At 65.0% G+C, this 13821-nt stretch carries 13 protein-coding genes; 8 read left to right on the forward strand and 5 right to left on the reverse strand.

Annotated features, from left to right (window positions below):
- Positions 1-220 precede the first annotated feature (220 nt).
- Positions 221-1099 carry an S-methyl-5'-thioadenosine phosphorylase gene (locus LHL23_RS11945; RefSeq protein WP_226430016.1) on the reverse strand — a complete coding sequence of 293 codons (879 nt, stop codon included), beginning with the start codon at positions 1097-1099 and terminating at the stop codon, positions 221-223.
- Between the two features lie 216 nt (positions 1100-1315).
- Positions 1316-1957 (reverse strand): PRC-barrel domain-containing protein, encoded by a 642-nt coding sequence (locus LHL23_RS11950; RefSeq protein ID WP_226430017.1) that lies wholly within the window; start codon positions 1955-1957, stop codon positions 1316-1318.
- A gap of 230 nt (positions 1958-2187) precedes the next feature.
- Between LHL23_RS11950 and LHL23_RS11955 the strand changes: the two genes are divergently transcribed.
- Entirely contained in the window at positions 2188-3831 is a 1644-nt protein-coding gene (locus tag LHL23_RS11955) for a SulP family inorganic anion transporter (RefSeq protein ID WP_226430018.1), read from the forward strand.
- A 109-nt stretch (positions 3832-3940) separates the two neighbouring features.
- Here the strand turns inward: LHL23_RS11955 and LHL23_RS11960 are convergent, their stop codons facing one another.
- A complete protein-coding gene (locus LHL23_RS11960; protein ID WP_226430019.1) occupies positions 3941-4582 on the reverse strand; it encodes a CatB-related O-acetyltransferase in 642 nt (213 codons plus the stop codon).
- Between the two features lie 8 nt (positions 4583-4590).
- The gene (locus tag LHL23_RS11965) at positions 4591-5196 is read right to left on the reverse strand and encodes a flavin reductase family protein (protein ID WP_222480618.1); all 606 of its coding nucleotides are present in this window, start codon (positions 5194-5196) and stop codon (positions 4591-4593) included.
- Positions 5197-5295: 99 nt separating this feature from the next.
- Between LHL23_RS11965 and LHL23_RS11970 the strand changes: the two genes are divergently transcribed.
- From LHL23_RS11970 to LHL23_RS11985, 4 genes are all read left to right on the forward strand, one after another.
- Entirely contained in the window at positions 5296-5784 is a 489-nt protein-coding gene (locus tag LHL23_RS11970) for a GNAT family N-acetyltransferase (protein ID WP_226430020.1), read from the forward strand.
- 46 nt (positions 5785-5830) lie between these two features.
- Complete coding sequence (locus tag LHL23_RS11975) at positions 5831-6604, forward strand: EcsC family protein (RefSeq protein WP_226430021.1); 774 nt, start codon at positions 5831-5833, stop codon at positions 6602-6604.
- Between the two features lie 68 nt (positions 6605-6672).
- Positions 6673-7179, forward strand: a complete 507-nt coding sequence (locus LHL23_RS11980; RefSeq protein WP_226430022.1) for a DUF1178 family protein — start codon at positions 6673-6675, stop codon at positions 7177-7179.
- 13 nt (positions 7180-7192) lie between these two features.
- Positions 7193-7834, forward strand: coding sequence for an SDR family oxidoreductase (locus tag LHL23_RS11985; RefSeq protein ID WP_226430023.1), 642 nt, complete (start codon positions 7193-7195; stop codon positions 7832-7834).
- Between the two features lie 133 nt (positions 7835-7967).
- On the opposite strand, the gene LHL23_RS11990 is transcribed toward LHL23_RS11985, so the two are convergent.
- Positions 7968-9734: a trypsin-like peptidase domain-containing protein gene (locus LHL23_RS11990; RefSeq protein ID WP_226430024.1), complete on the reverse strand. Its 1767-nt coding sequence runs from the start codon at positions 9732-9734 to the stop codon at positions 7968-7970.
- A 256-nt stretch (positions 9735-9990) separates the two neighbouring features.
- On the opposite strand from LHL23_RS11990, the gene LHL23_RS11995 reads away from it, so the two are divergent.
- From LHL23_RS11995 to glyS, 3 genes are all read left to right on the forward strand, one after another.
- Positions 9991-10932, forward strand: coding sequence for a glycine--tRNA ligase subunit alpha (locus LHL23_RS11995; protein WP_226430025.1), 942 nt, complete (start codon positions 9991-9993; stop codon positions 10930-10932).
- Positions 10933-10949: 17 nt separating this feature from the next.
- Positions 10950-11486, forward strand: a complete 537-nt coding sequence (locus LHL23_RS12000) for a DUF6446 family protein (protein ID WP_226430026.1) — start codon at positions 10950-10952, stop codon at positions 11484-11486.
- A 121-nt stretch (positions 11487-11607) separates the two neighbouring features.
- Positions 11608-13767: a glycine--tRNA ligase subunit beta gene (glyS, locus tag LHL23_RS12005; RefSeq protein ID WP_413229475.1), complete on the forward strand. Its 2160-nt coding sequence runs from the start codon at positions 11608-11610 to the stop codon at positions 13765-13767.
- Positions 13768-13821: the final 54 nt, after the last annotated feature.

The following is a 13821-nucleotide window of genomic DNA, read 5'->3' on the forward strand; positions in this document are numbered from 1 at the left end:
GCAATGTCAGCTTAAGAAACAGTTTATTTATGAGCAGTGTGTCGCGGCTTGCACATTCGCTTCAGGAAATGAGAGAGCCCTCAATCAAGGGGTGCGGAAGAATTTTCACAACACCCAGGCCGTGTATTGATGCAGTGGCAGTTGCCTCAGTTTTTGATTATTGGAAACAAGGAAGGCGTGGCATGTGCCGCGCCCCTGATGCTCCTGCCGGTGCTGAGATTCAGCCCAGAACCCGGCCCGCCACTGCATCCAGCTTGGCGATCAGCGCCGGATCGCGCTTTTCCGGGGCGGTCATGATGGCATATTCCAGCGCCTTGTCGCAGCCGTGCGGGCAATCTGCGCGCTCTTTCCCCAGAAGGCCGGGCAGGCGGCGCACCAGTTCGCGGGCGTTGGCAGAGTTCCCCTGCAAAGTTGCAATGATGTCAGTAATTTCCACCGCGCCGTGCTCCGGGTGCCAGCTGTCGTAATCGGTGACCATGGCAACCGAGGCGTAGCACAGCTCCGCCTCGCGGGCGAGCTTGGCCTCGGGCATGTTGGTCATGCCGATAACGTCGCAGCCCCATTGCTCGCGGTAGAGCTTCGATTCCGCCATCGAGGAGAATTGCGGCCCTTCCATGCACAAGTATGTGCCGCCGCGGTGCACCTTGACACCGGCATCCCGTGCCGCTGCTTCTGCCGCGTCCGAGAGCCGTTCGCAGGTCGGATGCGCGACGCTCACATGGGCTACGCAGCCAGTGCCGAAGAAGCTCTTTTCACGCGCGAAGGTGCGGTCAATAAATTGATCCACAACAACAAAATCGCCCGGCGCCATTTCTTCGCGGAAAGAGCCGCAGGCGGAGACGGAGAACACGTCGGTGACGCCCAGCCGCTTCAGCGCGTCGATGTTGGCGCGGTAAGGAACTTCGGTCGGGGAATGCACATGGCCGCGGCCGTGGCGGGGCAGGAAGGCCATTTTCACGCCGTCCAGGGTGCCGGTCAGAATGTGGTCCGACGGCGCCCCCCAGGGCGTGTCGACAGAGACCCACTGCGCATCTTCCAGCCCGTCAATCTCGTAAATGCCGGAACCGCCGATCACGGCGATCATGGTTTCCCTGGTCATGTCCTGCCCTCCTGTTGCTGCTGGTTCGGATATGCGCAAGCGGGGCGGGATTTGGCAAGCCCAAGGCGGGAAATTGGGGGGTGGCATGCGTGCACCCCCTGTGCACCGGCCGGGCGAGGGCGGCTTGCGTCCTGTTGCAGCATCAGGCGGTCACGCGCGGCGTTAAAAAAAGAACCCGCCGGGCGGCGGGTTCTTTGGGGGGTGCTTGGGCAAGGGTCAGCCTTCGTAGTCGGGCATCGCCTTCAGCTCTTCCTCGGTCTTGGAGATGTAGACGCGGAGGCCGGAGCCGTCTTCGGCGCGCAGGATGTCGATCTGCGACAGGTCCAGTTCAACCGGCTTTTCGCCCAGGCCAAGGAAACCGCCCACATCGACAACAGCGGATTTGACCTTGCCGTCGTCGGTCAGCAGCAGTTCCGACACCTCGCCGATCCATTCGTCGTTGGCGTCATAGGCGGCTGCGCCGGTCAGCATTTCGGCTGTCAGGTCGGACTCTTCCGCGGTCACGTAGCCGTCGCGCATGAACGGGTCGCGCGGTGCCATGGCGTCTGCGGCTTCGGTATCGGTCATGGTTTCGGTTTCTGCGGCTTCAGCGGCATCCGCTTCAGCTTCGACCTCTGCTTCCGCCTCTGCAGCTTCTTCGCTTACCTCTTCAGCCGCCGCTTCGGCTTCAGCGGCCGCTTCGCTGGCTTCTTCGGCCACCGCATTGCCCGCTTCTTCAGCAGCGGTTGCGGCGTCGGACGCCATCTCCGCACCCTGTTCAGCGGTTGCCTCGGCTGCTTCCTCGATGGCGGTGTCGGATGCAAAGGCGGGGAAGGTGGTCACGGCGGCAAGCGCCGTGGAAAGTAGCAGCTTTTTCATAGCGTTCACTCCTCTGTTCGTTGGTGGCTTGTGCGTGAGTACTCATCGGACAAACGCCCGGCGCTGGGTTCGGTTCCCGCGGGTTTTGAGAAAAGCCGCAGCAGAGCTGCCGGGCAGAGGCATGCGAGGGCGCGTGGGGTGGCTCAAATGCCCCGCGCCCTTGCCCCGTTGGCATATTTCCGCTAGGGGCGGGCAGCGAACACTCCTCCTCCCGAGCACAGGTACCTGACATGAGACGCGCAGCCGTGGCTTTGCTGGCCAAGCAGATTTCCCCCCCGAACCTCTCCATCATGCAGGATGAGGGCTTTACCGCGGGCCGCGTGCGCACCGAATTGCTGTCAGGCCTCACCGTGGCGCTGGCGCTGGTGCCGGAGGCGGTGGCCTTTGCCTTTGTCGCGGGCGTGCATCCGCTGGTGGGGCTTTATGCGGCTTTCATGGTCGGGCTGATCACTGCCGTGTTCGGTGGCCGGCCGGGCATGATCTCGGGTGCGACGGGCGCGTTGGCGGTGGTGATGGTGGCGCTGGTGGCGCAGCACGGGGTGGAATACCTGTTTGCCACGGTGGTGTTGATGGGGATCTTGCAGATCTTTGCCGGGGTCATGCACTGGGGCAAGTTCATCCGGCTGGTGCCGCATCCGGTGATGCTGGGGTTTGTGAACGGTCTGGCCATCGTGATCTTCCTGGCGCAGCTCACACAGTTCAAGGTGCCGGGCTCGGGCGGTGCCGAGTGGCTGAGCGGCGCTTCGCTTTACATGATGCTGGGGCTGGTGGCGCTGACCATGGTGATCATCTGGGGCATGCCCAAGATCACTTCTGTTATCCCGGCGCCGCTGGCGGGGATCGGGATCGTTGCGGTTCTGGTGATCGCCTTGGGGCTGGATGTGCCGCGGGTTGGCGACATGGCCTCGATCGAGGGCGGTTTCCCGGCGTTCCACAATCCGTTTGGCACCGGTGAGGGGCTTTACGGGACTGCGCTGGCGCCGTTCACGCTTGAGACACTGTGGATCATCCTGCCCTATGCGGTGATCCTGGCCGCTATCGGCCTGATCGAGAGCTTGCTGACGCTGAACCTGGTGGGGGAGATCACCGGCAAGCGCGGCGGGGCCAGCCAGGAGTGTATCGCGCAGGGTGCGTCCAACGTGGTGACCGGCTTCTTCGGCGGCATGGGCGGCTGCGCGATGATCGGCCAGTCGATGATCAACGTGAAATCCGGCGGCCGGACGCGGATTGCGGGCATTGCCGCGGCGCTGTTCCTGCTCTTGTTCATCGTGGTGGCCTCGCCGCTGATCGAGCAGATCCCGCTGGCGGCGCTGGTCGGGGTGATGTTCATGGTGGTGATCGGGACGTTTGCCTGGAACAGCCTCAAGATCATGACCAAGGTGCCGCTGATGGATGCCTTTGTGATTGTGCTGGTGACTGTCGTGACGGTGATGTCGGACCTGGCGGTTGCGGTGGTTGTGGGGGTCATCGTCTCAGCCCTGGCCTATGCCTGGAACAACGCCCGCCGCATTCACGCCTATACCCGCGAGTCCGCAACCGACAAGGGCGCCAAGGTCTATGAGATCGAGGGGCCGCTGTTCTTCGGCTCCACAGACGGGTTCATCGAGCTGTTTGATGTGGCGAAGGACCCGGACCATGTGATCGTGGATTTTGCCCGCAGCCGGGTGGTGGACCAGTCGGCGCTGCAGGCGATCGAGGCGGTGGCCGGCAAGTATGAGGCAGAGGGCAAGAAGCTGGTGCTGCGGCATCTGAGCCGGGATTGCCACCAGCTGCTGACCAAGGCGGGCCACCTGATGGTCGACAGCGACGACGACCCGGAATACGAGGTCGCGGTGGATTATTCGGTCAAGACTGGGATCCTGGGCGGCCACTGAGCGGCCCGGCATGAAAAAGAAAAGCCCGCAGTTCTGAGGACTGCGGGCTTTTTGATTTCCAAAGGCGGCTTCTGGCTCACCAGGCCAGCAAGCGCTTAGCGGCAGTGTGTCAGTCCGGCGCGATGCTTTCCAGCATGTCGAGGTCGCCGGACAGCAGTGCCGGTTCGGCGCCGGTGATGAGGTCCGCGGGCCAGTCCCACCATTTGAGCGCCAGCAGCCGGGCGATCTGGGGTTTGGAGAAGCGGTAACTGTGCACCGCGCCTGGATTGCCGGTGATGATGGCATAGGGCGGGACGGTGCCGCGCACCACAGCACCGGCGCCGATGATGGCGCCGTCGCCGATGCGGGCGCCGGGCAGGATCAGCGCGCCGTAGCCGATCCAGACGTCATTGCCCACGATGGTGTCACGGGTGTCGGGCTGGAAGCCGGCCATCTGATCCGGGTCGAACACCGGGAAGGGATAGCAGCTGAGCCCATCCTGCGCGTGATTGGCCGAAGCGGTGATGAAACGCGCCCCGTGGGCGATCTGGCAGAAGCGGCCGATCACCAGCCGCTCGCGCGATCCGGGGAACAGGTAGGGCGCCAGGTGCTGCGCCCAGTCCTGCGGCGGATCGAAATCGGAGGCATAGCTGTAGTCGCCTGCCTTGATGTTCGGATGGTCCAGCACTTGGCTCAGCATCACCGTGCCTGTGTGCGGCATGCCGTCCGGCAGGATGATCGGATTGCGCTTGCGGGGGTCGGGAAGCGGCATGGCGGGCCTCAGTCGTCGGGGCGGGTCAGTGTGAACAGGTCGCGCACCACCGAATAATCCCGGTAGCCGAGGCGCGCCAGCGGCTGGTACGCGGTGACATCGAAGGTGCCGTCTCGCAGGCAGTCGTCGCGCAGGTGCACGCCGGTGACCTCGCCGAACACCACTTTGTTGGCTTCGCCCGGCAGGGTGACGATTTGGGTGAGCTTGCATTCCAGTGCCGCGGGGGCTGCGGCGACGCGGGAACAGGCGATGGTCTCGCATTCCACGGCCTCCAGCCCGGCATGGGCGAACTCATCCACGTCCTTGGGCAGCGCGCCGGAGCTGGCGTTCATGGCGTCGCGCAGCGCGTAGGACACCACGTTGACGCAGAACACGCCGGTGGCCTCGATGTTGGCGACCGAGTCCTTGGTGCCGTCCTGGTCCGGCTTGCTGCTGGTGGAGGCAAACATCACCTGCGGCGGGGTGTAGGCGACAGCGTTGAAGAAGGAATAGGGCGCCAGGTTGTTGACGCCGTCCGCCGAGCGGCTGGAGATCCAGCCGATCGGGCGCGGGGTGACAATGGCATTGAACGGGTTGTGGGGGAGGCCGTGGCCGTCCTCGGGCCGGTAGAACATTTCTGCATCCTGCTCTGGTATATAGATGTTTGCCCAAGGCTTACGCCCATGCTAGGCCGAATGCCAGCCTGCAGGGAAGAACGCGGAGGCAGGGGCGGCGTGATCGAATTGATGGCAGAGCGGCCGGACGACCGGTGGGAGGTCGAGGCGCTGTATGACCTGTGCTTTGCGCCGGGGCGCGAGGCGCTGTCCTCATACCGTCTGCGCGACGGCGTGCCGCCGGTCGAGGGCCTGAGCGAAGTGGCGCGCGACAGCGACGGCATTCTGGCGGCGGCAATCCGCTATTGGCCGGTGCTGGTCGGCACAGCCCCGACGCTGCTTTTGGGGCCGGTGGCGGTGCACCCGACCCGGCAGGGCGAAGGTCTGGGCGGTTCGCTGATTCGCGACAGTCTGGCCAAGGCCGGCGAAACCGGCTGGGCGCGGGTGATGCTGGTGGGGGATGCGCCCTATTACCAGCGGTTCGGCTTCGCCAAGCTTTCCGGTGTCGAGATGCCGCCGCCCACCAATCCTGAGCGGGTTTTGGGGCTGGCGCTGCAGGAAGCCGCCTGGGACGGCGTCCAGGGGCAGGTGACCCGCTGGCAGGCTTGAAATTGTGCCTTTAGCTGCCGATCTTTAGAGGGCAGAGGAGGCGCAAGTGGCAGATGTTCTGACAAACGCGCGGGTCTTTACCCCGCAGGAGATTGAGGCTGAGCTGGACGCGCTGGCGCAGCGGCACCGGGCGGCGGGCGGTTTCGGCGTCGATCTGTTGAACCGGCTCGGCGGCAGCGGAGAAAGTCTGCTGGAGCGGCTGCCGGCACCGGTGCGGGCCGGGCTGACGGGCGCCACGGAGACCGCCCTGCGGGTTGCCATGAAGAGCGCCAGCCAGTCGCGCCGCCTGGTGCCGGACCAGAAGCCCGGCGTCGACAGGATGGTGAGCGCCGCTATGGGGGCTGCGGGCGGCGCCGCGGGCCTGCCGGGCGCGCTGGTGGAGCTTCCGGCGACCACGGCGTTTCTGTTGCGAACCATCCAGAGCGCCGCCGCAGCGGAGGGGTTCGACCCGGAGGCCGAGAGCGTGACCTTCGATTGCATTCAGGTCTTTGCCGCGGCAGGCCCGCTGGCTGAGGATGACGGTGCCGATCTGGGCTTCATCTCGGTCCGGCTGGGGCTGCCGGGCGGGCTGCACAAGCTGATCGCCCAGGTGGCGCCGAAGCTGGGCGCGGTGCTGGGGCAGAAACTGGCGGCCCAGGCAGTGCCGATTGCCGGGGCCATGGCCGGGGCGGCGGTGAACTATGTCTTCGCGGGCTATTACCGCGAGATGGCGCATGTGCATTTCGGCCTCAGGCGCCTGGCGGTGGAAGCGGACGTTCCGCACCAGGAACTGGCTGCACGTTTGCAGCACCGGCTGCAGCACGGGAAAGCAGCGCGCTAGGCGCGAGAGACCTCTTGCGCTTGCCGGAAAGGGAGATTTAATCAGCCTTTCCTGCTAAGAGGGAAATCATGATTCAATACAGCCTCAAATGTGCAGACGGCCACAGCTTTGACAGCTGGTTCCAGTCGGCGGCGGCCTTCGACAAGCTGGCAGCAGCCGGGATGGTGTCCTGTGCTGTCTGCGGCGGCACGCAGGTTGACAAGGCCATCATGGCGCCGCGGGTGCGCCCCGGCCGCAAGGCGGTGTCGGGCGTCGGTGAGCCGGAACCGGAGCCGGCGGCTGCGGCCGCCCCGGCTCCTGTCCCGGCAGCTGCGCCTGCGGCCTCAGGCCCGGGCATGCTGAGCCGTCCTTCGGGCGAAGTGGAGAAGGCGCTGGCCGAGCTGCGGAAGAAGGTTGAGGAAAACTCCGACTATGTCGGAAACAATTTTGTGCGGGAAGCGCGCGCGATGCACCTGGGCGAGGCGCCGGAGCGGGCGATCCACGGCGAGGCCAAGCTGGAAGATGCGCGGGAGCTGATCGAGGAAGGGGTGCCGGTGCTGCCGCTGCCGTTCCGTCCCGGACGTAAATCAAATTGAAGGGCAGGGCAGAATGCATGCAGTTGTAACGGGAACCAGCCGCGGTATCGGCAAGGAGCTGGTGAAACAGCTGCAGGCGGCGGGGTACGAGGTGACGGGCACCTCGCGAGATCATTCCTCCGGCGTCAAGCTGGATGTGTCCGACCCCGGCCAGCAGGCGCGCTTTGCCGCCCAGATCCGGAACCGGCCGGTGGATTTGCTGGTCTGCAATGCCGGGGTCTATATCGACAAGGCGATGGGGCTGGAGGATTATTCCGCCGAGGTCTGGACCAAGACCCTGGCGGCCAATGTGACTGGTGTATTCCTGACGGTTCAGGCTATGCTGCCGAACTTGCGGCTGGCGGAAAACCCCAAGATTGCCATCCTGTCGTCGCAGATGGCCAGCCACACCCGGGCGCCGGGTGGCAGCTATGCCTACCGGGCGTCAAAGGCGGCGGCACTGAATATCGGGCGCAACCTGGCCACCGACCTGCAGCCGGAGGGGATTGCCGTGGGCATCTACCACCCCGGCTGGGTGCAGACCGACATGGGTGGTGATGACGGCGATATCACGGTGCAGGAGTCGGTTGCTGGGCTGATCAACGAATTCGAGATCCTGACGCTGGATACTACCGGCTGTTTCCATACCTGGGACGGCCGCATCCACCCCTACTGAACGGCGCGGGCCAAGGCTGGAGCGGGGCTCTCCCGCGCCTGCAATGCCGCGGCTGAGAACAAGAGAAGCCGACGCATATTCTGCGCCGGCTTTCTGTTTCACGGGCTGTCGGCCTTCTGTCAGGCTGCCCCCATCACTCCCAGCAGCTGACCAGGACGGTCATGCCGGAGGCTAGCCGGGTCATCGCTGCATTGGGCAGGCTGCCGGAGGAGACGGGCTGTGCCGCAGGGGTCACTCCGGCGGCGTTCAGCGCGGTACGGATTGCGTCGGCGTTCACCGCAAAGCTCACACCTTCTGGCAGCTGCTGGCCGCCGGTCTTCCGCGGCAGCAGCATCCCCAGAACTGCCCCGGTTGCATCCAGAACCGGGCCACCGGCATCGCCGGGCTGCGCCGCCAGGTCCAAGCGCGCAATATTGGCATTGCCGTCCAGGCTTTTGACATCGGCGATCTTGCCCCAGGTGAGGCTCGGGGCGCCCAGCACGCCCTCGTAGGAGAAGCCGGACACGGCGACCTCGGACTGCAGGCGCGGCGAGGCGGTGCTGAGACCGGCTACTGCGGCCGGCGCCAGCGCCTCTGCGGGTTTCAGGATGGCGATGCCCTCGGCGGTGTTATTGGCCTCCACTTCGGCCTGGTAGCCGTGGTCCAGGGTGATCCGGCTGCAGCCGGCCACCACGTCGGAGGTGGTCAGCACGCTGCCGCTGCCGTCCACGAAGAAACCGGAGCGCGACAGTTTCGGCTTGCGGATCTCCAGGCCGGAAACCAGGTCGACGCTCTGCACCGCGTCGCCGCCGGCCGCGGGGTCCAGCACGCCCTCGAGGCGGGTGAAGCTGGCCTGCATTGCGGCCAGCACCCGGGTGCGGCGGTCTTCGTCGCCGGCGGGCCAGATCAGGGTGAAGCCTTTGACTTCGCCGTTTTTCAGGCTGGCCTGGGTAAAGGAGACGATCTGATTGTTGCGCCCTTCGATGGTGAAGCTGTCAGAGCCGCGCTGGCGCGGGCCTTCCAGCGGCACGATTTCCAGCGTTTGCAGGATGTCATAGAGGCCGAACAGGGTGCGCTTGTCGCCAGGCTGGCTGATCAGCAGCACCTGGGCGCCCAGATCGCCTTTGCTGGTGTAATGGGCAAAGGGCGATTCATAACGGTCGAAGGCGACTTCACCGGCCGGGATCTGCAGCGCGATGCCTGCCTTGGCGTCTTCCACGCGAGCCATCCCGGCGGAAATCAGCGGCGCATTGTATTCATCCATCAGCACCTGGCGCTGGGCAGTGGTCAGCACGCCGGTCGGCTCAAAGCCGCGGGCGGCCTGCCAGTCGCTCATCGAGGCGCGGGTGCCGCGCCCAAAAGCGCCGTCGATGCCGGAGTTGTAGAAGCCTGCGGCCTTCAGCGCGATCTGCAGCTGCATCCGCGCGTCGCGGCTGAGCGTGCTTTCGCTGCGGCGCGCCTGGGCCGGGGTCTCATCGGGCAGAGTCGACTGCAGGGCCGTCTGCTGCTGAGGCTCGGGCTCCTGCACCGCGGGTTCAGCCGGCGCCGGGGCCGGCTCGGCTGGCTGGGTGGCATCCGCGGCAACCGGGTAGAACTGGCTGCGCAGGTTGCGCTTAAAGGCGATGAAACTGTCGCGCGGGATCTGGCCCTCGGCGCGGTAGACCTGCAGCACGCGCTCGGCGTCCTCGCGGGCATAAGGCCCCAGAACCACGCCGTACCAGCCGCCGCCAAGCGCATAGCCGGAGACATCGGGCAGGCGGGCGGCATAGCTGCGGGCCTCGTTTTCGGCTTCACGCAGGGAAGGCCGGGCGGCGATCTGGATCCAGACCGCATCGCGGCTGCTTTGCGCCGAAACAGGCGCCGTGAACGCAATGGCCAGCGCAATCAGCGGCAGGGCCAGAGCGGCAAACAGTTTTTTCATGTGTGGGCCTCGTATCCCGGAAGTACTCTTATATTCTTGCTGCGGAGATAAAGCATTTTGAGCGGCCAAAGGGAACTCCTCACGGCAGGGGGAATTCCTGGCCCGTTGCCGCATTCCCGCACTTTTGTTGCCGATGCGCTGCGTGCAGCAGGCTGCAGCGCGGGCGCAAGCGCCCGCAGGGCGTTGACCCTGCCAAAAGCCTTGCATAGGAAGATCCCCGCAATTGCTGCCTTAGCTGCCCCCAAAGGGATGAGAGATGACCGAGACCAACGGCGCGCCGCGCTCCTTCCAAGAGATTATCCTGAGGCTCCAGAACTACTGGGCCGCCAAGGGCTGTGCAGTGATGCAGCCCTACGACATGGAAGTCGGCGCGGGCACCTTCCACCCGGCGACCACGCTGCGCTCGCTGGGGTCCAAGGCCTGGGCCGCGGCCTATGTGCAGCCCTCGCGCCGCCCCACCGACGGGCGCTACGGCGAGAACCCGAACCGGCTGCAGCACTATTACCAGTACCAGGTGCTGATCAAACCGAGCCCGCCGAACCTGCAGGAGCTGTACCTGGGCTCCCTGGAGGCCATCGGCGTCGATATGGCGATGCACGACATCCGCTTTGTCGAGGATGACTGGGAAAGCCCGACGCTGGGCGCCTGGGGCCTGGGCTGGGAGGTCTGGTGCGACGGCATGGAAGTTTCCCAGTTCACCTATTTCCAGCAGGTCGGCGGCCATGACTGCCATCCTGTGTCGGGCGAGCTGACCTATGGGCTTGAGCGACTGGCGATGTATGTGCTGGGCGTCGACCACGTGATGGACATGCCCTTCAATGACCCGGATGCGATGATCCCGCTGACCTATGGCGATGTGTTTAAGCAGACCGAGGAAGAATACGCCCGCTGGAACTTCGACGTGGCCAACACCGAGGTGCTGCTGCGCCATTTCGAGGAGGCCGAGGCCGAATGCGCCGCCATTCTGGCTGAGGAGCATCTGGACCCGAAGACCGGCAAGCGCATCATCATGGCGCACCCGGCTTACGACCAGTGCATCAAGGCCTCGCATATCTTCAACCTGCTGGATGCGCGCGGGGTGATTTCGGTCACCGAGCGGCAGGCCTATATCGGCCGCGTCCGCGCCTTGGCCAAGCAATGCGCCGATGCCTTTGTGCTGACCGAGGCTGGCGGCTACGTGCCCGAGACCGCGGCCTGAGCAGGGGACAGCACGCTATGGGGAAACTCCTCGCCCTGATCCTGATTGCCTCCGGCCTCGCCGCCGGGGGGGCGATGTATTACCTGCAGGTCTATGGTTTCTATGATGAGGTTGCGCTGCAGCCGGGCCGCGACGTAGTGCTGGTGCCGCTGGAAGGCGGCGAGGCGCAGCCGATTGCCTACTCTGGCTTTGAGGCGATCGACGCTGACAGCTCCCCCATCCGCTACCGTGCCTGTTTCACCACCAAGGTGAAGCCGGACGAGCTGGCGCAGGTCTTTACCCTGTCGGACAAGACCGAGCCGCGCAATGCGCCGGACTGGTTCGAGTGTTTCGATGCTGCAGCTATTGGCGCGAAACTGGCAGAGGGTTCGGCCAAGTCCTTCCTGTCGGTCAAGAACATCTCCTATGGCGTCGACCGCATTGTTGCCGTCACCAATGAGGGCCGCGGCTATGTCTGGCATGAGCTGAATGACTGCGGCCAGAAAGCCTATGACGGCACCGTGGTGGGCGAGGAATGCCCACCGCGGCCTGAGGCCGGCGGAGGCAACGGATGAGCCTTTGCCCCATGCCCGCCTTTTCTGAATTTTCCGCTGCGCCCGCCCGCGCGGCCACGCCCGAGGATATCTGATGCCCGATCTGCTGATTGAACTGTTTTCCGAGGAAATCCCGGCCCGCATGCAGGCGCGTGCGGCGGAGGACCTGAAAAAGCGCGTGACCGATGGTCTGGTCGAGGCGGGTCTCACCTATGCCGGGGCCGCGGCGCTGTCGACGCCGCGCCGCCTGACCCTGGCGGTGGACGGCCTGCTGGCGGAAAGCCCCACCATCCGCGAAGAGCGCAAGGGCCCCAAGGTCGGCGCGCCGGACAAGGCGATCGAGGGCTTCCTGCGCGGCGCAGGGCTGAGCCGCGAGCAGCTGGAGGAGCGCGAGACCCCCAAGGGCGCGGTCTATTTCGCGATGATCGAAAAGCCCGGCCGCCCGGCGGCGGAAATCATTGCCGAGGTGCTGGAAGACACCATCCGCAATTTCCCCTGGCCCAAGTCGATGCGCTGGGGCGCAGGATCCTTGCGCTGGGTGCGCCCGCTGCATTCGATCCTCTGCATCCTGTCGGATGAGGCGGGTGCGAGCGTGGTGGATCTGGACATCGATGGCATCAAGTCCGGCAACACCACACGCGGCCACCGCTTCATGTCACCGGAAGAATTCGCCGTCACCGGTTTTGACGACTATGCTGCCAAGCTGAAGCGCGCCCATGTGGTGCTGGATGCCCGCGAGCGGGCCGAGGCGATCTGGCAGGAGGCGACCAATCAGGCCTTTGCCAACGGGCTGGACGTGGTTGAGGACAACGGCCTGCTGGCTGAGGTTGCCGGTCTGGTCGAATGGCCCGTCGTGCTGATGGGCGCCATTGACGCCGAATTCCTGGAGCTGCCGCCGGAGGTGCTGCAGACCTCGATGAAGGAGCACCAGAAGTTCTTCTCGGTGAAGAACCCTAAGACCGGCCGCATCGAGAAATTCATCACCGTGGCCAACCGCGAGACCGCGGACAATGGCGCGACCATCCTGGCGGGCAACCAAAAGGTCCTGTCGGCGCGTCTGGCCGATGCCAAGTTCTTCTGGGAGAACGACCTGCGCACGGCGAAATCCGAGGCAGGCATGAGCGCCTGGGTGGAGAACCTCGGCAACGTGACTTTCCACAACAAGCTGGGCACCCAGGCGGCGCGGATCGACCGGATCGCCGCGCTGGCTCGGGAGATCGCGCCGGTGGTGGGCGCCGATGCGGACCTGGCAGAGCAGGCGGCGCGGGTGGCGAAGGCCGACCTCAGCTCGGAAATGGTCTATGAGTTCCCGGAACTGCAGGGCCTGATGGGCCGCTACTATGCCGAGGCTGCGGGCCTGCCTTCGGCCGTCGCCAACGCCTGCGAGCAGCATTACTCGCCGCTGGGGCCGGGCGACGATGTGCCGTCGGAGCCTGTTTCGGTCGCTGTGGCGCTGGCCGACAAGCTGGACACGCTGACAGGCTTCTGGGCGATAGATGAAAAGCCCACCGGGTCGAAAGACCCCTTTGCCCTGCGCCGAGCTGCGCTGGGGGTGATCCGGCTGGTGCTGGAGAATGGGGTTCGTGTGACTGTTTTGGATCAGTTCTCTTCTCAGCTAGCTAGGGCTGATACTGCAATTTCGCAAACCATCGCGGCCGAACAAGAAAGGCTGGGTGAGGACTATAGACAGAAAACTGGGGCTGCAACTATTCAGGGCGGTCCCGCTACAATCACCGTTTCAAAAGATGTAGGCGGTCGGCACATTGACGAACGGGCAATAGACCTCCTCTCCTTCTTCCACGACCGCCTCAAGGTCTTCCTGCGCGATCAGGGCATCCGCCACGACGTGATCGACGCCTGCATCGCGATGGAGGGCAACGACGACCTGACCCTCTTGGTGAAACGCGCCCGCGCGCTGGAGGATTTCCTGAAGACCGAGGATGGCGAGAACCTGCTGCAGGGCTTCAAGCGCGCCAACAACATCCTTAGCCAGGCCGAGGAAAAGGACGGCGTCGAATACTCCTTTGGCGCCGACCGCAAGTTTGCCGAGGACGCGACGGAAACCGCGCTGTTCGACGCGCTGGAGGCAGGCGGGGCGGCGATCTCTCCGGCCATCGAGGCCGAAGATTTCGCGGCGGCAATGCGGGGCATGGCCGCCCTGCGCGCGCCGATCGATGCGTTCTTTGAGGCGGTGCAGGTGAATGCCGACAGCGAAGTGGTGCGCCGCAACCGGCTGAACCTGCTGAGCCAGATCCGCCAGGTCTGCGGCCAGGTTGCCGACCTCACCAAAGTCGAAGGCTGAGAGAGCCGCCTGCTCTTTCACCTTTCTAAAAATACTCGCCCCGCAGGGACCGGC

The organism is Leisingera sp. McT4-56, from assembly GCF_020514995.1.
GTDB classification, from domain to species: Bacteria; Pseudomonadota; Alphaproteobacteria; order Rhodobacterales; family Rhodobacteraceae; genus Leisingera; species Leisingera aquaemixtae_A.

Bases quoted from the DNA above. Each gene is read 5' to 3' on its own strand.
- LHL23_RS11945 (WP_226430016.1), bottom strand. From the start codon at position 1,099: ATGACCAGGGAAACCATGATCGCCGTGATCGGCGGTTCCGGCATTTAC.
- LHL23_RS11950 (WP_226430017.1), bottom strand. From the start codon at position 1,957: ATGAAAAAGCTGCTACTTTCCACGGCGCTTGCCGCCGTGACCACCTTC.
- LHL23_RS11955 (WP_226430018.1), top strand. From the start codon at position 2,188: ATGAGACGCGCAGCCGTGGCTTTGCTGGCCAAGCAGATTTCCCCCCCG.
- LHL23_RS11960 (WP_226430019.1), bottom strand. From the start codon at position 4,582: ATGCCGCTTCCCGACCCCCGCAAGCGCAATCCGATCATCCTGCCGGAC.
- LHL23_RS11965 (WP_222480618.1), bottom strand. From the start codon at position 5,196: ATGTTCTACCGGCCCGAGGACGGCCACGGCCTCCCCCACAACCCGTTC.
- LHL23_RS11980 (WP_226430022.1), top strand. From the start codon at position 6,673: ATGATTCAATACAGCCTCAAATGTGCAGACGGCCACAGCTTTGACAGC.
- LHL23_RS11985 (WP_226430023.1), top strand. From the start codon at position 7,193: ATGCATGCAGTTGTAACGGGAACCAGCCGCGGTATCGGCAAGGAGCTG.
- LHL23_RS11990 (WP_226430024.1), bottom strand. From the start codon at position 9,734: ATGAAAAAACTGTTTGCCGCTCTGGCCCTGCCGCTGATTGCGCTGGCC.
- LHL23_RS11995 (WP_226430025.1), top strand. From the start codon at position 9,991: ATGACCGAGACCAACGGCGCGCCGCGCTCCTTCCAAGAGATTATCCTG.
- LHL23_RS12000 (WP_226430026.1), top strand. From the start codon at position 10,950: ATGGGGAAACTCCTCGCCCTGATCCTGATTGCCTCCGGCCTCGCCGCC.
- glyS (WP_413229475.1), top strand. From the start codon at position 11,608: ATGCAGGCGCGTGCGGCGGAGGACCTGAAAAAGCGCGTGACCGATGGT.